The sequence below is a fragment of the Fulvivirga aurantia genome (assembly GCF_009711475.1).
GTDB classification, from domain to species: domain Bacteria; phylum Bacteroidota; class Bacteroidia; order Cytophagales; family Cyclobacteriaceae; genus Fulvivirga; species Fulvivirga aurantia.
The window spans coordinates 1-20,981 of record NZ_SMMD01000932.1 but is presented as its reverse complement, the minus strand read 5'-3'; the positions used below and the strand labels follow the sequence as shown (position 1 = coordinate 20,981).

Annotated in this window: 19 protein-coding genes; 17 read left to right on the top strand and 2 right to left on the bottom strand. The window is 44.1% G+C overall.

Features of this window, described 5'->3' with window-relative positions:
* The 12 genes from E1176_RS18130 to E1176_RS18075 all read left to right on the top strand — a co-directional run.
* Positions 1-567 (top strand): DUF305 domain-containing protein (locus E1176_RS18130; RefSeq protein WP_246206144.1); only part of this gene is annotated, 567 nt, incomplete at its 5' end.
* Between the two features lie 36 nt (positions 568-603).
* A complete protein-coding gene (locus E1176_RS18125; protein WP_155212462.1) occupies positions 604-1,005 on the top strand; it encodes a DUF6010 family protein in 402 nt (133 codons plus the stop codon).
* Positions 1,006-1,156: 151 nt separating this feature from the next.
* Entirely contained in the window at positions 1,157-1,735 is a 579-nt protein-coding gene (locus E1176_RS18120; protein WP_155212461.1) for a DUF3347 domain-containing protein, read from the top strand.
* Between the two features lie 3 nt (positions 1,736-1,738).
* On the top strand, positions 1,739-2,191 hold the full coding sequence (locus tag E1176_RS18115; RefSeq protein ID WP_155212460.1) for a heme-binding domain-containing protein: 453 nt from the start codon (positions 1,739-1,741) through the stop codon (positions 2,189-2,191).
* A complete protein-coding gene (locus tag E1176_RS18110) occupies positions 2,178-4,529 on the top strand; it encodes a multicopper oxidase domain-containing protein (RefSeq protein ID WP_155212459.1) in 2,352 nt (783 codons plus the stop codon). Before E1176_RS18115 ends, E1176_RS18110 begins: the two co-directional genes overlap by 14 nt.
* Positions 4,529-5,224 (top strand): PepSY domain-containing protein, encoded by a 696-nt coding sequence (locus E1176_RS18105; RefSeq protein ID WP_155212458.1) that lies wholly within the window; start codon positions 4,529-4,531, stop codon positions 5,222-5,224. The genes E1176_RS18110 and E1176_RS18105 overlap by 1 nt, the downstream gene beginning before the upstream one ends.
* A gap of 4 nt (positions 5,225-5,228) precedes the next feature.
* Complete coding sequence (locus tag E1176_RS18100) at positions 5,229-5,816, top strand: DUF2911 domain-containing protein (protein ID WP_155212457.1); 588 nt, start codon at positions 5,229-5,231, stop codon at positions 5,814-5,816.
* A 10-nt stretch (positions 5,817-5,826) separates the two neighbouring features.
* Positions 5,827-7,047, top strand: a complete 1,221-nt coding sequence (locus E1176_RS18095) for a permease (protein ID WP_155212456.1) — start codon at positions 5,827-5,829, stop codon at positions 7,045-7,047.
* A gap of 3 nt (positions 7,048-7,050) precedes the next feature.
* Positions 7,051-9,099, top strand: coding sequence for a copper-translocating P-type ATPase (locus E1176_RS18090; RefSeq protein WP_155212455.1), 2,049 nt, complete (start codon positions 7,051-7,053; stop codon positions 9,097-9,099).
* Between the two features lie 33 nt (positions 9,100-9,132).
* Positions 9,133-9,702 carry a helix-turn-helix domain-containing protein gene (locus E1176_RS18085; RefSeq protein ID WP_155212454.1) on the top strand — a complete coding sequence of 190 codons (570 nt, stop codon included), beginning with the start codon at positions 9,133-9,135 and terminating at the stop codon, positions 9,700-9,702.
* Positions 9,703-9,789: 87 nt separating this feature from the next.
* Positions 9,790-12,027 (top strand): heavy metal translocating P-type ATPase, encoded by a 2,238-nt coding sequence (locus E1176_RS18080; RefSeq protein WP_155212453.1) that lies wholly within the window; start codon positions 9,790-9,792, stop codon positions 12,025-12,027.
* 34 nt (positions 12,028-12,061) lie between these two features.
* On the top strand, positions 12,062-12,271 hold the full coding sequence (locus E1176_RS18075) for a heavy-metal-associated domain-containing protein (RefSeq protein WP_155212452.1): 210 nt from the start codon (positions 12,062-12,064) through the stop codon (positions 12,269-12,271).
* A gap of 1 nt (position 12,272) precedes the next feature.
* Here the strand turns inward: E1176_RS18075 and E1176_RS18070 are convergent, their stop codons facing one another.
* The gene (locus E1176_RS18070) at positions 12,273-12,782 is read right to left on the bottom strand and encodes a metal-dependent transcriptional regulator (protein ID WP_155212451.1); all 510 of its coding nucleotides are present in this window, start codon (positions 12,780-12,782) and stop codon (positions 12,273-12,275) included.
* 226 nt (positions 12,783-13,008) lie between these two features.
* Between E1176_RS18070 and E1176_RS18065 the strand changes: the two genes are divergently transcribed.
* From E1176_RS18065 to E1176_RS18050, 4 genes are all read left to right on the top strand, one after another.
* Complete coding sequence (locus E1176_RS18065) at positions 13,009-14,211, top strand: di-heme oxidoredictase family protein (protein ID WP_155212450.1); 1,203 nt, start codon at positions 13,009-13,011, stop codon at positions 14,209-14,211.
* A 4-nt stretch (positions 14,212-14,215) separates the two neighbouring features.
* A complete protein-coding gene (locus E1176_RS18060; RefSeq protein WP_155212449.1) occupies positions 14,216-14,644 on the top strand; it encodes a QcrA and Rieske domain-containing protein in 429 nt (142 codons plus the stop codon).
* Positions 14,619-15,848: a hypothetical protein gene (locus tag E1176_RS18055; RefSeq protein WP_155212448.1), complete on the top strand. Its 1,230-nt coding sequence runs from the start codon at positions 14,619-14,621 to the stop codon at positions 15,846-15,848. The genes E1176_RS18060 and E1176_RS18055 overlap by 26 nt, the downstream gene beginning before the upstream one ends.
* A gap of 79 nt (positions 15,849-15,927) precedes the next feature.
* Positions 15,928-16,272 carry a DUF6660 family protein gene (locus E1176_RS18050; protein WP_246206141.1) on the top strand — a complete coding sequence of 115 codons (345 nt, stop codon included), beginning with the start codon at positions 15,928-15,930 and terminating at the stop codon, positions 16,270-16,272.
* Between the two features lie 124 nt (positions 16,273-16,396).
* Here E1176_RS18050 and E1176_RS18045 read toward each other — a convergent pair whose 3' ends face one another.
* Complete coding sequence (locus E1176_RS18045; protein ID WP_155212447.1) at positions 16,397-16,567, bottom strand: hypothetical protein; 171 nt, start codon at positions 16,565-16,567, stop codon at positions 16,397-16,399.
* A 22-nt stretch (positions 16,568-16,589) separates the two neighbouring features.
* On the opposite strand from E1176_RS18045, the gene E1176_RS18040 reads away from it, so the two are divergent.
* Positions 16,590-20,981: CusA/CzcA family heavy metal efflux RND transporter (locus tag E1176_RS18040; RefSeq protein WP_155212446.1), on the top strand; the 4,392-nt coding region annotated here is incomplete at its 3' end.

Below are 20,981 nucleotides of genomic sequence, written 5' to 3'. Positions count from 1 at the left end.
AAGATGCAAAACCAACAGAAACACGGAAACAATTACGGTAAATTTTTCGCAATGATTGCCACCGCCATGGTAGCCATGTTCTTCCTGATGTACACCCACTCTTACCAGATCATTGATCATTTCTGGTTTAGTGAAACCCGGTTATTTATGACCATTATTATGGCCGGTTCCATGATTATCATCATGCTACTGTTTATGCTGAATATGTATAAGAAGCGCAATGTAAACATTGCAATTATAGCATTAGGCGTAGTGCTCATTGCCGGAGGTATCGGACTTGTCAGAAGTCAGGTTACCGTCACAGGTGTTGACTACATGGAAGGCATGATCCCACATCACTCAATTGCCATTTTGACGAGTGAACGAGCTAAAATAAAAGATGTACGGGTAAGGAAACTAGCTGATGAAATCATTAAAGCGCAACGCAGGGAGATCATGGAAATGGAGTGGTTGATCAATGATATTAAGGAGAATGGAATAGTAGAAACCGAAGAGGAAAGGAAAAACAGACCAGTTCCGAAGTTTCAGGGATCAACAGAAAAAGAGACGCGAAATCTGAATGAATAGATTTTCCAAAGTGGTAACAATAAAACCCGAATGTCCATGACAGAATCCTTTAGAACCGGAATGATATGGGGCTTGATGTTGACGGTGATCACCATCACCTTATCTTATTTTTTGCCCTACGAAATGGTTATTGAATTGTTTGCATTCGCCATGGTGCTCATAGGGTCTGTCTACTTTGGTTTTGCTTTTAAGGAAGACAGCCGGAAAATTAAAATCATTGAATTAGTATCAGCCTCAGGATTCGTATTGACTGGAATTTTAGGTTTATGGATAAATCCATGGTTGATTGTAGCAGGTCTGTTTATGCACGGGATATGGGATTTACTGCATCATAATGGTAAATACTTGACCAAAATACCAGCTTGGTACATTCCGCTTTGTGTGATCTACGACTGGATGGCAGGTGGCTACCTGACTTATTTTCTACTATCAAACTAATCGTGGAATGAAAGAATGTTGTAAAACCGGGGATGAAAAAGCCCCATCAAAAATAAAAAAATGGGCAAGCCGGATCACCTGGGGGATTGTGATTCTCCTGGTAGTCGGTGTGGCCATCGTTCAAATGTTTAATCTTTAAAATTCAATTATTATGAAAAAGGTACTATTAACACTTGGGATCGCAGCAGTTCTTGCAAGCTGTGGATCATCCAACAAATCAGAAGAAAAAGCCGAGCAAGCAACTACTGCCAAATCAGAACAGACTGCGATGGAGGAAAAAGCCTCTTCGGCAGACAAAAACACAGATGTAAGCACGGTAATTGAGGCTTACCTCTCCATCAAAGACGCGCTGGTCAATGACGATCAGGAAAAAGCCGCTACCGCAGGTAAAACACTGGCCGGTGTTCTGGGCGAAATGAATATGGGCCAGGTCGCAGAAGGTCAAAAGAAAGAGGCCAACGAAATCATTGAAGTGGCAAAAAATCATGGTGAGCATATAGCCGAAAGCGAAATCGATCACCAGCGTGAGCATTTTGAAGCACTTGGTAAAGACATGAAAGATCTCATCGCCATCACCGGAACCGATCGCAAGCTTTACCAGCAATATTGCCCAATGTACAATGACAATAAAGGAGGAATGTGGCTGAGCGCATCGGAAGAAATCAGAAACCCTTTGTTTGGCTCAAAGATGCTCAAGTGTGGTAAGGTAGAAGAGGTCATCAACCTCTAAACCATGCTGAAAAAAGCGATAATAGCCATTTTGATAGTGGGTGCGGGGATACAATTGATACCCGTACCCAAAAATCAGAGTGATGAACTACCGGAAACGGATTTTTTTCAGTCTGTTGAGGCTCCTCTTGCCATCCGAAACATGGTAATCGCCTCATGCTACGACTGTCATAGCAATAATACCGATTATCCGTGGTATGGCAGGGTTCGTCCGTTGGCTTGGTTCCTTCAAAAGCACATAGATGAAGGTAAGGAAGAGCTCAATTTTTCCTCCTTTCGGGAGTATTCTGACCGGATGAAAAGAGAAAAGATACGCTCTATGATTTCACAAATACGAGATGGAGAGATGCCCCTGCAGGAATATCTCTGGATGCACCCTGAGGCGGAATTGAATGAAAAAGAAAAAAAGAAATTGATAGAATTTTTAAATCAGATCAACAAAGATGGAACCGATTGATAACCTAAAAATTATACTCTGGCTATTATTGCTCACCACTAGCATCTATGCATATCCACAAAACCTAACAGAGCAATTCACAGAGGGAAACGTGGAAGACCTGCCTGTCAGGGAGTACAGTATTACCATACGGTCGGAGAAAGTAAATAAAGCCGGAAAGGAAGTCATGGGTATGACCATCAATGGTAGCATTCCCGGTCCAACCTTGCGATTCAAGGAAGGTGAGTATGCCGTTATTTTTGTGAAAAATGAATTGGACGAAGAGACTTCAGTGCATTGGCACGGTTTGTTGCTGCCCAATTTTTATGATGGTGTGCCCTACCTGACCACTCCGCCTATAAAGCCGGGTGAAACACAGAAATACGAGTTTCCCATCAAGCAATCCGGCACGTATTGGTACCACTCTCACACAATGCTTCAGGAACAAAGCGGTGTGTATGGTTCCATAGTAATTGAACCCAAAGAAGAAACGCTGGAATACGACAAAGAACTGGTCATGTTGGTGTCAGACTGGACCAACGAAAAGCCCATGAATGTACTTCGGTTTTTAAAAAGAGGTACTGAATGGTACAACTGGAGAAAAGGAACTGCTACTCCGCTGAATCGGGTGATTGCACGAGGAGCCCTGGGTGCTCAATTTAATTTCTGGAGGCAAAGAATGGAAAGCGCTGATATTGCTGATATCTACTACCCGGCATTTCTTGTCAATGGAGAACAAAAGCAAGAGTACCCTGATTTTAAGCCGGGAGAACGGGTAAGATTGAGGATCATCAATGGGGCAGCTTCCACCTCATTTTGGATGACATTTGGTGGTGGGAACCCCACAATAGTCTCGGCAGATGGTCTCAACGTAGTGCCGGTAGCGCACAACAAGACCTTTATTGCTATCGCAGAGACGTATGATTTTATCGTAACTATTCCCGAAAAGGGGAAGATGGAGTTTCGGATTACCGCCCAGGATGGCTCAGGCACAGCATCTGCTTTTCTGGGCAAGGGCGAAGTGCTTTCGGCACCTGATGTGCCGCGTCCTGATAAAATAGGCATGATGAAGCAGATGTCTAAAATGGATATGCGGATGGGAGCCCCTGCGCTCAAGTTTCGGCCGAAAAATGATGAGCCGGAAAAAATGATGAAGGACTGGGGTATGCAAATGGATCAACCCATGAAGAAGATAGAGATGAAAAAAGGTGATGCACACATGACTGATCATGGAGGAATGGATAATATGGGAAATGAAAAATCCGAAAACAGCATGACCGATATGCACATGCAGGAAAAGAGTGGCAAGCCAAAAGAAAAATCGGATATGCCAATGCAAGGGATGGGGATGTTTTCTGAGTACAACTATGATTATTTAAAATCTTCGGAAAAAACCACATACCGAGAGGACTTGCCAGTACGTGATATTTTGCTGAACCTGACAGGAAACATGAATCGCTATATCTGGAGCATGAACGGAATTCCACTTGCTGAAACAGATAAGATTGAAATAAAGGAGGGCGAAGTAACCAGGATCACATTCAACAACCTTACGATGATGCATCACCCTATGCATTTGCACGGACATTTTTTCAGAGTGATCAATGAAAATGGGGTTTACTCACCGTTGAAACACACCGTGAATGTACCCCCAATGCAAAAGGTTACGATAGAATTTTATGGCAATGAATATGGGGACTGGTTTTTTCACTGCCACATCCTCTATCATATGATGGGAGGCATGGCACGCGTGATTAGCTATGACACACCGAGAGATGAGCGATTGGAAGAATATCCTGTTTCTAATCTTGTGCACGAAACCAATAAGTTTTACAGCTGGGGCATGGCTGATTTAGCTTCTCACACTGGCGCACTTAATCTGGTGTCTTCCAATATTCGTAATCAATTCAACCTGGGCATAGAGTACGGTTGGAATCAAAACTTTGAGGCAGAGTTTTCTTATGAATATTATCTCTATGATTATGTCCGGGTTTTTGGAGGAGTAAATGTTGAAAACACCACCAGAAACAGTCTGGATGATATTAAAACTACGGCAGTGGCCGGTATCCGCTGGTTCACTCCTTATATGTTTAATGTAGATATTCGGATAGACAATGAGCTAAGACCAAGGGTGGGTATTGGCAGGTCCCTGATGTTGTTTCCAAGATTTTCTGTATTCGGATACTATGAGTATCAGTTGGACGCAGGTTGGGTCAATACCCTGGAAGGAAACAAAAATTACACACAAGAAATAGTCTGGAATGCTGGTGCAGAATATTTATTATCTAAAAACTTCTCACTGATGGGAAGCTATGATAATCGTTTTGGTGCTGGTGGTGGACTTTCAATTAGATTTTAATGCGAAAAAATAATCAATACTATATACGAAAGACTCATCGCTGGTTGGGAGTGATCATAGGAATTCAATTCATTTTCTGGACGATTAGCGGACTCTATTTCAGTTGGACAGACATAGACGAAATCCACGGTGATCATTTCCTGGAACCTGTTGAAGAAACAGCAAAGTTAGGAAAGTTCGACATTCCTGATTCATTGTTGGTGGGTGAGCTAGCCCTCCGACTGATCGATGGAAAGCCTTACTTGTGGGTAAATAATTCTTTGCTTTTCAACACGGATAATGGACAGCTAAAGCAAGGAGTGACGAAGGATGAGGCTGAGCGAATTGCCAGGAAGTATGTAAAAGACGATTTCCAAATTGTATCAAGTTCATTAATTACAGAGGTAGGTGCTCATCATGAATATAGGGGAAGGCCATTACCAGCCTGGGCAGTAAAATTTGACAATTCTGAAGAACTGACGGCTTATATCTCCCAACGTGATGGAAGTTTCCAAAGAGTACGACATCAATCCTGGCGTTGGTTTGATTTTCTATGGATGTTTCATACGATGGATTACCAGGGAAGGGACGACTTCAACAACCTTTTACTACGGGCATTTTCATTGTTCGGGTTATTCACGGTAGCATCCGGATTTACACTGTTTTTTATGACTACAAAAAAGAAAAGAAAGAGAAATTTAAAACCTAAATATTGAAGCTATGAAATACATCTATGCCATCATACTTGCCATGGTACTCACCGCTTGTTCTACTTCTGGCGAAAAGCAAACAGATGAGAAAGCAGACGAAATGGATCATTCCACTCACATGGCTGAAAGTAAAGAACAACCCAAGTCAAAAAGTCCCATGCAAACAGCGATGGCAAATGTGGGTAAGAATCATGTTCACATTGAATATCATTCGCCTAGCAAGAGAGGTCGGCAAATATTTGGCGGACTTGTTGCCTATGGAGAAGTATGGGTTACAGGAGCGCATAATGCTACATCTATCCGCTTTTCCAAAGATGTGGAAATTGGTGGAGTGAAAATCCCAGAAGGAAAATATGCACTTTTTACGATACCGGGAGAGAATGAATGGACGGTCATTATCAACAAGAATTGGGATCAACATCTGGTTGATGAATATAATGAAGATGAGGACCTAGTTAGGCTCACCGTGACTCCTAAAATATTAGAAGAACCTGTTGAATCACTGACCTATGAAGTAATTGCGGAAGATGACAATACAGGAGCGGTTGTCATTTCATGGGATGATGTAAGAGTTTCTTTTACTATCCAGAACGCTTAAGAAAATAATTATGACCGACTTTTTAAAACAATGGGGTGAGGCAGCCTACACCAGTACTGGATTTTTCTGGATGGCCTTGTGGGCATTTATTCTGGGATATGCTGTCAGTTCCCTGATCCAAATATTTGTGACAGAGAAGCGCATGCAGCAAACCATGGGGGATGCCGGGGGCAAGAGCATGTTTCTCGGCACCTTTTTCGGTTTTATCAGCAGTTCTTGTAGTTTCTCAGCTTTGGCTACTTCCAAATCCCTATTTCAAAAAGGAGCCAGCTTCGCCTCTTCCATTGCTTTTATGCTTGCCTCTACCAACCTCGTGGTGGAACTGGGGATTATCATATCCATTTTCCTGGGCTGGCAGTTCGTGGTAGGTGAATATGTGGGTGGCATTTTGCTGATCCTTTGTAGCTGGCTGCTGATCCGATTGATTAACCCTAAAAAACTCATAGAAAAGGCCCGAAAGAACCTGGATCAAAAGCAAGATGAGGAGGAGGGTACTTCTTCTATTAAGAAGAAAATCAAATCCTCTGAAAGCTGGGCTAAGGTAGGCAAGCAGTATGCCATGGAGTGGAAAATGGTCTGGAAGGATGTGACAGTGGGGTTTACCATTGCCGGGATCGTATCTGCTTTTGTGCCCGATAGCTTTTTTCAGACCCTTTTCATCAATACCGGAGAAGGACAAGATTCATTTGGTTTTTTCACCTTGCTCGAGCATGTAATTGTGGGGCCGGTAGCGGCATTTCTCACTTTCATCGGATCCATGGGCAATATCCCACTTGCGGCCTTGCTTTTTGGTAAGGGTGTCAGCTTTGCCGGGGTGATGGCCTTTATTTTCAGTGATTTGGTGGTATTTCCAGTGTTGAGAATCAATGCCAAATATTATGGTTGGAAGATGTCGCTGTTTATCCTCTTTCTGTTGTTTACCTCGCTGATCGGTACTTCTTTGCTGCTGCATTACGGCTTTAGTCTCTTTGATTTATTACCTGATAGCTCGGGCAAGAGCATTACGGAGAGCGATCATTTCAAGATTGACTATACCTTCTTTCTCAACATAGCTTTTCTGATCGTTTCTGGAATCCTAATTTATTTGGGTTTTTTCAAAGGGAAAGACGTAATGCATCACAAAGAAATGGCACCCAAAAGCCCGATATTGGAGAAGACGCTCAAATGGCTGGCCTTTGTATGTTACGTATGGCTTGCTGGCGGAATTATTGTCAAACTAATCATTCTATAAACCATGAAAAACCACGAACATCATCACAACGGCCATCACGAGCATGAGGGTGGTCACGACCATAAAGGACATGCTTCGGATCATCATCAGGGTTCGCATGATCATCACGACCACCATGCCCACATGATTGAAGACTTTAAAAAGCGCTTTTACATCAATACCGCGCTTTCTATTCCGGTACTGGCATTTTCGGAAATGATCCAGAACTTTTTTGGCGTTGAGTTCAGCTTTCTGGGTATGGGCTATGTGGCGGCCGGTCTGGCTACCTTCATATTTTTCTACGGGGGCTGGCCTTTTCTCAAAGGGCTTAAAGACGAGCTTTCGGAAGGTGGCCCAGGTATGATGACCCTGATTGCCATTGCTATTACTGTGGCCTGGGCGTACAGCACTGCGGTGGTTTTTGGGCTGGAAGGAAAAGTTTTTTACTGGGAACTGGTGACCCTGATTGATATTATGCTGCTCGGTCATTGGCTGGAGATGCGCTCGGTGATGGGGGCGTCCAAAGCTCTGGAAAAACTAGCCGAATTGATGCCTTCAGAAGCACATAAAGTTGAAGGCGATGACATTCATGAAGTTAAGATCAGCGAGCTAAAGAAGGGTGATATCATCCTGATCAAGCCTGGAGAGAAAGTACCTGCCGATGGCAAGATTGTGGAAGGCGATAGTGACTTAAACGAAAGTGCCCTTACCGGAGAAAGCAAACCTGTGCAAAAATCCCAAGGCGATGAAGTGATTGGCGGGGCGATCAATGGAGATGGAAGTCTGAAGGTGGAAGTAAAATCTTCCGGGGAAGACAGCTACCTCAACAAAGTCATCCGGCTGGTGGAGGAAGCCCAGCAGACCAAGTCCAAAACTCAAAACCTGGCCAACAGGGCGGCTGGTTGGCTAGCTTACATTGCACTTGGAGTAGGAGTTGTAACATTCATTGCATGGGCGTTTTTCAGCGCACAGGGTACTGATTTTGCCTTGGAGCGTATGGTGACTGTTATGATCATTACCTGTCCGCACGCACTGGGTCTGGCAGTACCGCTGGTGGTCGCTATATCAACCGCTTTATCAGCCAAAAACGGGCTGCTGATCCGCAACCGGACAGCCTTTGAAAACAGTCGCAAGATATCCGCTATTGTGTTTGATAAGACCGGAACACTTACTGAAGGGAATTTTGGGGTAAACAGAGTTGAAGTCCTGGACGGCCGGTCCGAAGACGAGCTGCTGGCTACTGCGGCTGCCATTGAACAAAGCTCGGAGCATCCTATCGCCCGGGGTATTGTAAAAGAAGCCAAAAACCGTGAATTGAAGTTGCCCTCTGCCTCAGACTTTAGTGCTACTAAAGGAAAAGGTGTAAGCGCCAGGGTGGATGGTGCGACTTACCAGATCGTCAGTCCAGGTTATTTAAAAGAGGAAGGAATAGACTTGCCTGAAGGCACTAATTCCGATAAAGCTGAAACGGTTGTTTTTGTCCTAGAGGAAGGAAAGCTAATTGGGTTTATTGCCCTGGCCGATCAGATCAGGAAAGAAAGTAAGGGGGCAATCAAAACACTTAAAGAAAAAGGGATCAAGGTACTGATGGCCACCGGGGATAATGAGCAAACGGCTAAAGCAGTAGCCGATGAACTGGAGCTGGACGGTTACTATAGCCAGGTACTGCCACATCAAAAATCGGAATTGATTGAAGAACTGCAGTCAAAAGGGGAGTACGTAGCGATGACTGGTGATGGTGTAAATGATGCCCCTGCACTGGCTAAAGCCGATATCGGCATTGCCGTAGGTTCTGGCACTGATGTAGCGGCCGAAACAGCCGATATTATCCTGACCGAAAGCAGCCCGGAAGATATCAGTCGCCTGATCTTATTTGGCCGGGCTACTTACAAGAAAATGGTACAAAACCTGGTCTGGGCTACTGGCTATAACGTGGTGGCTATACCATTGGCGGCCGGAGTGCTCTATTCCCAAGGCATCATGATCAATCCGGCTGTAGGTGCTGCTTTGATGAGCCTGAGTACTATCATCTGTGCGGCTAATGCGCAACTGCTTAGATTAAAAATCAGGTAATTAGATTAATCATGAATTAACAGCGATAGCACAATGAACGAAAACAAAATCCATATCAAAAACATGGTGTGCCAGCGATGTATCCTGGCCGTACAGGACATCCTTCATGACTTGAATATTGAAGCTGAAGAGGTTGCACTAGGGAAGGTTACGATCACTCACGAATTGAATGCCGATAAGAGAAAGGAACTCAGCGATCGTCTAAAAGATCTGGATTTTGAACTACTGGAACCGGGGCGATCCAGCCTCATTTCCCGGATAAAAACCCTGATCGTAGAGCAGATCCATCACAGCAAAGAGCCTTTGAAAGAAAACTTTTCCACTTTCCTGGCCGACAAACTTCATCACGAATACTCGTACCTAAGCCGCCTTTTTTCATCGGTGGAAGGTATCACGATTGAAAAGTACATTGCCCGTCAGAAAATTGAAAAGGTGAAGGAGCTGCTCTTTTACGATGAACTGTCTTTGTCGGAAATCGCCTTTCAAATGGATTACAGCAGTGCTGCCTACCTTTCCACCCAATTCAAAAAGGAAACCGGAATGACACCTACGGAATTTAAAAATAGACATCAGCCCGGTCATAGGCGTTTGGATAGTCTTTAGGCAAAATTTTGAATAGGAACCGCAAAATTCCATAACGCTTTCCAATGTAGCACCTGCGACCTTTGTATCATAAAGAATTTCATGACTATGAATACAATCGTTGCACCCAAAAAAAGCACAAAAAAGGAATCATTCCCGGTTACCGGGATGACCTGTGCCGCCTGCGCTTCCAGTGTAGAATCTGTTTTATCCCATACTGAAGGGGTAACGAATGCCAGTGTAAATTTCGCTTCCAACTCGGTTATGGTGGAATACGATCCTTCTGTCACTTCCGGTGATCTGCAAAACGCATTGCGAAGTGTAGGCTATGACCTCATCATCGATGCGGAAGACCCTTCCCAGGCTCAGGAGGAAATGCAGCGTCAGCATTACCTGGACGTGCGGAACCGTTCTATCTGGTCGGCTATCCTTACACTGCCGGTCTTTATTCTAGGTATGTTTTACATGGACTGGATGCCGGGGCGATGGATTTCATTGGCTTTTACTATTCCCGTATTGTTTTGGTTTGGCCGGAGCTTTTTCATCAATGCTTTTAAACAGGCCAAACACGGCAAAGCCAATATGGACACATTGGTTGCACTTAGCACCGGAATCGCTTTTATTTTCAGTTTGTTCAATACCCTGTTTCCAGAGTTCTGGCATAACCGGGGTATTCACCCGCATGTATACTACGAGGCAGCCACCGTGATCATCACCTTCATTTCTTTAGGTAAGTTGCTGGAAGAAAAAGCTAAGTCTAATACCTCATCGGCCATCAAAAAACTAATGGGTTTGCAACCCAAAACCCTGAAAGCCATCATTGATGGAGTAGAACAGGAGGTTCCGATTACCTCGGTGCAAAAGGGCTACACCATTGTGGTGCGCCCCGGAGAGAAAATACCGGTAGACGGGACAGTACTGTCCGGCAGTTCCAATGTGGATGAAAGTATGATCACCGGGGAACCGGTACCTGTGTCCAAGACCAAAGGCGAAAAAGTATTTGCCGGTACAGTCAACCAAAAAGGTAGCTTTCAGTTTGAGGCCGAGAAAGTAGGCGGGGAAACGCTACTCTCACAAATCATCAAAATGGTGCAGGAAGCTCAAGGCAGCAAGGCCCCGGTTCAGAAACTGGTTGATAAAATTGCCGGAATATTCGTACCGGTGGTGATGGCCATTTCTATCGTCACTTTCATGGTATGGATGTTTGTAGGTGGAGATGATGCCTTTACACATGCATTACTTACCTCGGTTGCTGTATTAGTAATCGCTTGTCCCTGTGCATTGGGCCTTGCCACCCCTACGGCCATCATGGTAGGTGTGGGTAAAGGAGCAGAAAATAACATTCTGATCAAAGATGCCGAAAGTCTTGAGTTAGGTCATAAAGTAAATGCGGTTGTGTTAGACAAAACAGGTACGATCACAGAAGGTAAGCCTACGGTTACTAATCTCTTTTGGTCGGATAAAGCCCATGAAGATTACCATGCCGGGGTGCTGCTCGCCCTTGAAAACCAATCGGAGCATCCATTAGCCGATGCGGTTGTAAAAAAGCTGAAAGAAGAGGGAGTGCAATCGGAAGAATTGAAAGGCTTTGACAGCATCACCGGTAAAGGGGTAAAAGCAGCCGATACTTCAGGGAGATATTATTTCATCGGAAACGCCAAATTGATGGCTGAAAACCGGGTAAACATCCCTCAAGATATTCAACAAAAAGCAGCAAAGTGGCAGGAAGAAGCTAAAACAGTGGTTTACTTTTCTGATGATAAAGAAGTGCTGGCTGTGTTAGCTATAGCCGATAAGATCAAAGCTACTTCTAAATCAGCCATTGAAAAATTAAAGAAAAAAGGGGTAGAGGTGTACATGCTCACTGGTGATAACAACCAAACTGCGAAGGCAGTGGCCAAAGAGGTAGGATTGACCGATTTTAAAGGTGAGGTATTACCGTCTGAAAAAGCTGATTTCGTAAAAGAACTGCAAGCTAAAGGAAAAGTAGTGGCCATGGTAGGTGATGGTATTAACGATAGCCACGCTCTGGCCCAGGCTGATGTAAGTATTGCTATGGGACACGGCTCAGACATTGCGATGGATGTGGCCAAGATGACTCTGATCACGTCCGATTTGGAGTCTATTCCCAAAGCTCTCAAGCTCTCTACCAGAACGGTGAAGGGCATCCGCCAGAACCTCTTCTGGGCATTTATTTACAACGTAATTGGTATTCCGATCGCGGCAGGGGTGCTTTACCCACTGAACGGGTTTCTTTTAGACCCAATGGTTGCAGGAGCAGCCATGGCCTTCAGTTCGGTATCGGTGGTGGCCAATAGTTTGCGACTGAAAACAACTAAGATTTAAAAATCAAATTTTCAAACTTTAAAATAGACTTACAATGAATACTTTAAAATTCAAAACGAACATTAATTGCAGTGGATGTCTCTCTAAAGTGACGCCCATCCTGAACGAGGAAAAGGACATTCAAAAATGGGAGGTTAATCTTGAAAGTGAAAACCGTGTGCTCACCGTTGAAACTTCGAGCCTCAATGCGGAAGAAGTAAAGAAAACAGTTCAGCAAGCCGGTTTTAATGCTGAGGTTATATGATTTATTTATGTTCACTTAAGCGAACATTCAGGTTCTTAGCGACTCTTTCGCTCAAATAAACTTCATTTTTATCATCTACCAGGAGTTTGACGGACCCGTCAAACTCCTCCTTTTCTATAATTACCCACCTCTGACCAAGTTGTAACCCCTTATTGTCCAAATGATTTAAAAAGCCTTTATCATCTGTAGCCACACTTCGGAAAACATATTTTTTGCCAGGTTCTGCTTCGGAAAGCGGTATAATACTCAGGTTTGGAAAATTACCGTCTTTATCTGGAATGGGATCGCCAGGCGGATCTGTCTCAGGATACTCAAGAAAGCGCTCCAGTCTTTCTATGAGTAAAGATGATTGAACATGCTCTAGTTGCTCAGCAATAGTATGTACTTCATCCCATTTAAAGTTCAGTGTTTCTACGAGAAAGGTCTCCCAGAGCCGATGTTTTCGTATGATTTGTTTTGCCAGAAAACTCCCTTGATCGGTTAAAGTAATATTGTTCTTATCCTCTATCAAACCTCTTTTTCATAGAGCCGCCTGAGCATGTCTGAAGCCGAAGCAGGACTTCTGCATTATTTCGGCTACAGCACTCACCGTGACAGAGGTCGCAGTTTCTTCAAGAAAGAAGAGTGCCTTGACGTAATTCTCGACTATAGTTGATATCATTGATAAATTTAGACTAATCTAAAATTTTATTTTTGCTAAGCAAATTATTAATTTTGCCTTATCAACATATAATTATATGATAAACGTAAAAATAAAGTATCTGGCGTTGGTTTTTTTGGTGCCCTTGTTTTTTTATTCATGCGATGAGGTATTTCCTGAAGCACCAGCAGAAAATGAATTGTTGGACGGTCCGATGGAAGACCTTGCATATTCAGAGCAGAACAGGTTTTTGGCTGGAGATGTAGCCTTCAATGATGAGGTTTTTACACCAGAGAATGGTTTGGGGCCTATTTTTGTAGCCACCTCCTGTGGAAGCTGTCATCCGGGAGATGGAAAAGGGCATCCTTTCACCACACTTACACGATTTGGGCAGACATCACCTAATCAGAGTAATAATATTCCACCAGGAGCACCACAGCTGCAGAATAGGGCCATTCCGGGATTTGAGCCGGAGAGGCTACCATCCGGAGTTCCATTTATGAAGTTTACTCCTCCGGCAGTTACCGGTCTTGGACTGTTAGCGGTCCTCACAGATGCACAAATACTTGAAAATGCCGATCCTAATGATGATGATGGAGATGGTATCTCCGGGGTCCCCAATTATATTACTCCTCCTGATTACTTTCAACCGCAATGGTTTCATCAATCCTTCAGTGGTAAATACATTGGGCGTTTCGGAAAGAAGGCTGCCGCCATTGACTTATTGCAACAAACTGCCACCGCATATAACCAGGATATGGGCGTGACATCTACATTTGAGCCGCTAGATGTGGCCACCAACCTCTCAGTTGATCCGGAAGTAAGCGATCAGACTATAAGGGACGTAGTTTTTTATTTAAGAACGCTTAAAGCACCAATTCAAAGGGAATCCGATGCTTCTGATGTTATTCGGGGTCAACAAATCTTCACCGATATTAAGTGTGGCTCATGTCATATCCCCTCCTGGACAACTCCTGAATCTGATATTGGAGCTCTCAGCAATAAGACTTTTTATCCTTATACAGATTTGTTGCTGCACAATATGGGACCTGGTCTCGATGATGGAGCTACGGAAGGTTCAGCAGAAACGTATGAATGGCGAACCCCACCACTTTGGGGACTTGGTCTTTCGCAGGATTCCCAAGGAGGTGAGTTGTTTCTGATGCACGATGGTCGTGCAAAAACGATTAAAGAAGCTATAAATATGCATGGTGGGGAAGCATCCATCAGCCGGGATAGCTTTGAGCAGCTCAGTGAAACAGATAAGCAAAAACTCCTCACATTTCTTAAATCTCTTTAGCCACATGGACAGAAAAGAATTTCTAAGTTTAATAGGAGGCTCCTGCTTAGCGATTGCTGGAATTGCCCCGTTTTTTTCAGGCTGCACTTCCATTCATAAAGTGAGTGCCGTGATAAGTGATAATAAGCTAAGGTTATCAAAGAATGAATTTACCAGTGACCAGGGAAAACCTCTGGAAGTGGTACTGGTAAGGGCAACCTCTTTGGCCTTTCCTATTGCCTTGTACAGAATCAATCCTAAGGAATACATCGCACTTTGGATGGAGTGTACGCATAAAGGGTGCGAAGTAAATGCACAAACCAATTATCTGGTATGCCCCTGTCACGGAAGCGAATTTGATTCAAAGGGCAATGTATTGCAAGGCCCGGCAGAAGCTAACCTCAAAACCTTTAATACAAGCACAGATCATGAAAACATCTACATTCATTTATAAAAACCGCAAACTGCTATTCCTGATTATTTTTTTTGGAATGGGAGCATCTGTAATGGCGCAGCAAATAAGTAATGACACAACTGATCTCCAAATGAATATGGATGCGGTTTATAACCGTCCGTTTTTACAGGCAGGCAGTTTTCCGGTGGCCTTGGGCGGTTATGTTGAAGCACATGGTCAGTATTTCGTGACTGATGGAATTAGCGAGGGGATTTCTTTTAAGATACCCAGAATGACGCTGTTCGTTTCTTCCTCAATCCTGGATCGGATTAAATTCCTTTCCGAAATAGAGTTTGAAGAAGGCACCAAGGAAATAAATATTGAGTTTGCTGCTCTTGATTTTGAATTTCACCCCTTATTTAACCTTAGGGGAGGAATCATCATGAATCCTATAGGTGCATTCAACCAAAACCACGATGGGCCTAATTGGGAATTTGTAGACCGGCCTATTTCAGCTACCACCATAATCCCGTCTACTTTCAGCAATGTCGGGTTTGGTTTTCATGGCAAAACCTATCAGAAGCAATGGGTTTGGGCCTATGAAGCTTATGTGACCAATGGGTTCAATGATCAGATAATCGCCAACAGCGAAGGCCGCACCTGGCTACCGGCTGCCAAAGAAAATGTAGATCGGTTTGAAGAAAATTTTAATGCCGTACCACTGGTTACACTGAAAACGGCAATTCGTCATAGGCAAATTGGAGAAATTGGGCTTTCATGGATGGGGGATGTATATAATAAATATGAGGAAGATGGACTTGTTTTGGATACAAAAAGAAGGTTGGACGTATTTGCTGTAGACTTCAATACCACCATCAAAAAAAAGGTGAACATCACAGGTGAGTGGGTTTGGGCCTTCCTGAATATACCAGATACCTACTCACAGCAGTTTGGCACGCAGCAACAGGGAGGATTCGTTGATGTTGTTTACTCAATTATTAAGCGAAAGATGCTGGGATGGGAAAATGCCAGGGTTAATCTGGCTGTGCGCCTGGAGCATGTAGATTACAACGTAGGATCATTCAATGAAACCAGGGGCACTATTCATGACGATCTACAAGCCATTGTGCCTGCCATTAGTTTCCGGCCATCTGCTCAGACGGTGATACGGGCCAACTACCGCTACATGTGGGAAACGGATCTACTGGGGAATCCACCTGTAAAAACAGCAGGAATAGAAATTGGGGTTTCCAGCTATTTTTAGATTAAGGGGCAATGGGTTAGTGAACGCTGCAATCTGTTCCTTCGTTGACCTATATAATAATGCTTTGCAATACCCTTGCATGGCTTTATTACGTACATTTGTAATGATGAGAATCACATGCTACATATTCAGTTTTTACTTTATAGTCCTGTCAGGGGTGGCATGTGCTGATCCTATCCCCGAAGATTCTCAACAAATAGTGACAACTGTGGAAGCGGAGAGTTCAGGTCATAACCATGATCATAAAGCTGGTTGGGATGGTTGTACTCCTTTCTGTGTGTGCCATTGCTGCCACCTTCATTTCTTTCCTGCTACTGGTGTTGTTTTCTCACATCCTTTGAAGCTTCCGCTAGTTTACTCTTCTTTTTATCAGGATTTCAGAAGCCTGGAACTTCACGATTTTCTCAAACCCCCACGAGCTTAGTTTACAGGTTATAGGGTTCGGTATGTCTATTTGGCAATGATGTTATGCATTGGCCGGATTTCATATTGTAACCTATAATCTCCTTCTCTTTTCCTTAATTCCGTAAGGTCATCTTTTCCTTGGTTCAAGGAAACTTTGGAAGATTTTGAAAAAAACCAATAAAAATAAAACGAAGAAAAGGAAGAGAAGAAAAATCACTGCCAAATGGATAATCAAGTGGTTTTTCATTGTGATGGTATGCCTTATCCTGCTCGCAGCGATGGTGGCTCGTGTTCATCACTTCTTCTCTGTCCATATGAGATAATTTAATAAATGGTATGATCAATAAAATCATTTCTTTTTCTATAAAGAATAAATTCATTGTGGGCTTGCTGACACTGGCCCTCATTGGAGTAGGTATCTACTCCATGTCCACGGTCAACCTGGGATCGGTACCGGACATTACTAATAATCAGGTACAGGTAATCACTGTTTCTCCCAACCTGGCTACCGAGGATATAGAGCAGTTTGTTACCTACCCGGTAGAGCTGGCGATGGGTAATTTGCCGGGAGTAAACGAAATCCGTTCCATTTCCAGGTTTGGCCTGTCGGTAGTAACCATTGTCTTTGAAGACGATATGGGTACCTATCTGCCCCGGCAACTGGTGCAGGAAAAACTGAACGAATTAAAAGAAACTATTCCAGAGAAATTCGGCAGTCCTACCATGGGGCCTATTTCTACGGGTTTAGGACAGATCTATGAATATACCATTCAACCCCAGGAAGGTTATGATTCAGTGTACTCTCCCATGGAGCTACGTACCATCCAGGATTGGATTGTCAAGCGGCAATTGACATTACTGGATGGAGTCGTTGAAGTCAATTCATTTGGGGGCTATATCAAGCAGTATGAAGTGGCCATTAATCCGGAAAAACTCAATGCTCAGAATGTAAGCATTTCTCAAGTTTACGAAGCACTCTCACGAAATAATGTTAACACGGGAGGGGCTTATATTGAAAAGAACAATATGTCCAACTTCATACGAGGTGAGGGCCTGGTACGCTCGCTGGATGATATTCGCAAAATTGTTGTTAATAACGAAAACGGCATACCGATTACTATAAGCGATGTTGCCGAAAAAGTTCATTTCGGCAGTCAGGTCAGGTACGGGGCATTCACGCAAGATGGACACGAAGCTGTGGGTGGCATTATTATGATGCTAAAAGGGTCTAATCCAAATGCCGTGATCCAAAATGTAAAGGAACGCATGAAGGAGGTGGAGAAATCGTTGCCTGAAGGGCTGGCTATTAATACAATCATTGACCGGAGTGAGCTGATTTCAAGAACCACCGATACGGTAAAAACCAATCTTTTAGAAGGGGCTTTGATCGTAATATTTGCCTTAGTAATCTTACTGGGGAGCCTGCGTGGTGGTATTATCACTGCAACTACTATCCCCCTTTCGTTGCTATTTGCCTTCATTCTGATGAAACAGTTCAATGTGTGGGCTAACCTCATGAGCTTGGGTGCTATTGACTTTGGGATAATTATTGATGGGGCGGTGATCATCATTGAGGGCACCGTATATGAAATCCAGAAAAGAATCAAGTCTGGCAAGCTAGGTTTCAATCAGAAAGTTATGGATGAAGTGGCCTATGACGCGGGAAGTACCATGATGGGGTCTGCTTTTTTTGGGCAGATTATCATTTTGATTGTCTTTGCTCCGATACTTTTCCTCACCGGGGTAGAAGGTAAAATGTTCCAGCCTATGGCCTATACCTTCGGCTTTGCCATGATTGGTGCTATTATCCTTTGCCTGACCTACGTGCCCATGATGTCAGCATTATTTATGAAGCCCATCCAGAACAAAAAGAACTGGTTTGGCAGCTTTGAAAGATGGCTGGAAAAGGTCAGCGACAAGATCATTAGTGGTATACAATATGCCTACCTGCCCTTACTCAAAAGTGCCCTGCGTTTTAAAGCTGTAGTGATCATGGTGGCTATTGTGCTGCTAGGTCTTGCCGGGTTTATCTTTTCAAGGATGGGGGGCGAGTTTGTACCCCAATTGGATGAAGGGGACATTGCGATGCAGGCACTGATCAGGCCGGGTAGTTCACTTTCTGAATCTAAAGAAGTCTCTATAAAAATAGAGCGTATTTTATTAGATAATTTTCCTGAAATCAAAACGGTAACCGCCCGGATTGGTGTGGCAGACATTCCTACCGACCCCATGCCCATGGATATTGCCGATATGTACCTGATCCTGGAAAAGGACAAAGAACAATGGGAGACGGCTGAGACTAAAGATGAACTAATTGAGGCCATCAAGAATAAGCTGGATGAGCAATTGACAGGCGTGAATCTGGTATTTACCCAGCCGGTAGAATTGCGATTCAACGAACTGCTGGAAGGAGTGCGTGAAGATATTGCTGTGAAGCTTTATGGTGAAGACCTGGAAGTACTGTCAACGAAGGTGCAGGAAATGGCTGGTATTATTCAAACTGTGCCGGGTGCAGGGGACGTAAATGCGGAAAGAATTTCGGGGCTGCCTCAGATGACGGTGCGTTATAACCGTGATAAGATAGCACAATACGGCCTGGATATCCAGAAGCTCAATGAGTACGTAAGCTCAGCCTTTGCCGGTGGTGTGGCCGGAGTGATCTTTGAGGGAGAAAAAAGATTTGATATGGTCATCCGCTTTGATGAAGCTCACCGAAAGAGTATAGACGATCTGCGCACCTTATATATTGACCTTCCGGATGGTACCCAGGTTCCCATTAAAGAAGTAGCGGATATTAGTTATGTGCCAGGGCCCATGCAGATTTCTCGTGACAATACCTACAGAAGAACCTATGTCGGAGTAAATGTGAGAGGGCGGGATGTAGAGTCGGTAGTCAATGATATACAGGAAAAGCTGGATGCTGAGTTGGACTTGCCAGCAGGCTATTATATCACCTACGGAGGTGAATTTGAAAACCTGGAAAGGGCTAAAAGTCGGTTGCAGATCGTAGTGCCTATTGCACTCTTCCTGATTTTTGTGCTGCTGTACTTTGCCCTACAATCCTTCTCGCAATCCATCATGATTTACATCGCCATTCCACTGGCAGCCATTGGAGGTGTGTTTGCCCTTTGGTTGAGAGACATGCCATTTAGTATCTCGGCTGGTGTCGGATTTATTGTGCTCTTCGGGGTGGCCGTGCTCAATGGTCTGGTCTTGATCAACCGCTTCAACTCATTAAAAGAAGAAGGTGTGACCAGTATCAGCGACCGTATTCTAACCGGAACAAAAGAACGAATCAGACCTATTATGTTAACAGCCACTACAGATATATTCGGGTTCTTGCCCATGGCATTTAGTAGCTCTGCAGGTGCCGAAGTACAGCGACCCTTAGCGACCGTTGTGATAGGGGGAATGCTTACAGCGACATTGCTCACGCTGGTAGTACTACCTGTACTTTACACCTTTGTAGAAGGAAGGAGCGATAAAAGGAAAGGTCTTCAAACCCCAAATGCTAATCTAATTCCTGTATTGCTCATGGTGGGTGGCCTTGTTGGATTACCTACCCTTGCGAATGCCCAGCAACCACAAGAGGGTTTAACAGAAAGATTCAGTGATTACGATAGTCTGCCTACGATCACCCTGGAACAAGCTAAAAAGAAAGCGATTGAAAGCTATCCGAAAATTCAATCGGCACGCTTGGAGATTGAAAATCAGGAGGTTTTAAAGAAAACCGCTTGGGATTTTGGTAACACGCAGGTATTTACCGGACGAGAAGAGGTTGGCAACGGCTCTGATGGAGTATATACCCAAATTGGAATTCAACAACAACAGATAGATGTGTTTGGTATAGCACCTAGACTGAAATTGCAAAAAGAACGTGTAGCATTGGCTGAGAAAGCCCTTGATCTGTCAGTGATTGAACTGGAGCGAGAAGTGAGCCAGGCCTGGTCGCAGGTGTATGCCACCAAAAGTCAGTATCAGGTGTATGAACAACTTGATTCTTTATTTATAGGTATAGAGCGGGCAGCCCGCATCAGATTGGAGACAGAGGCTACGTCCAAGCTGGAGTACCTGGCCACCTCCAACCAGGCCAACCAGGTACAAATACAAAAGGAACAAGCCTACAGAGATTACATGACTGCCCTACAAAGGCTAAACCTCTGGTTTGCCAACGATACCCTTTACACTGTACCGGATGTACCCACCAATCAACTGGACGAACCGCTCAATTACGCAGTAGATTCATTAATGAGCCACCCCTTAATGAAGGTATCAAAACAGCAGGTAAATGTGGCTGAAGCTGTAATAAATGAGCGAAGGTCACAGTTTTTGCCGCAGTTGCAGGGGCAATACGGTAAACAGCAGGTAGATGGGCAATCCGGCTTTTACACTTACCAGATAGGTATAAGAATACCATTGCTCTTTGGACCTGAGTTGGGAAGAACTCAGTCAGCAAAAATCCAGCGTGATATTGCCGGGCAAAATTTGATGCAAAACCAGATGGAACTTAATGCAGCGTATCAGGCAATGAGAGAACAGTACCTGAAGTGGTTCAACTCGTGGGTTTATTACCGGGATACGGCATTACCACTCGCTCAGGAGCAACGAGCCGGGTCAGTTTTGGCTTATCAGGAAGGTGCTATTGATTATGTCACCTTTCTGCAAAACATCCGGGATGCTATCCGCATTGAAGTGGATTCCTGGGATGCCTTTGGCAACTACCTCGAT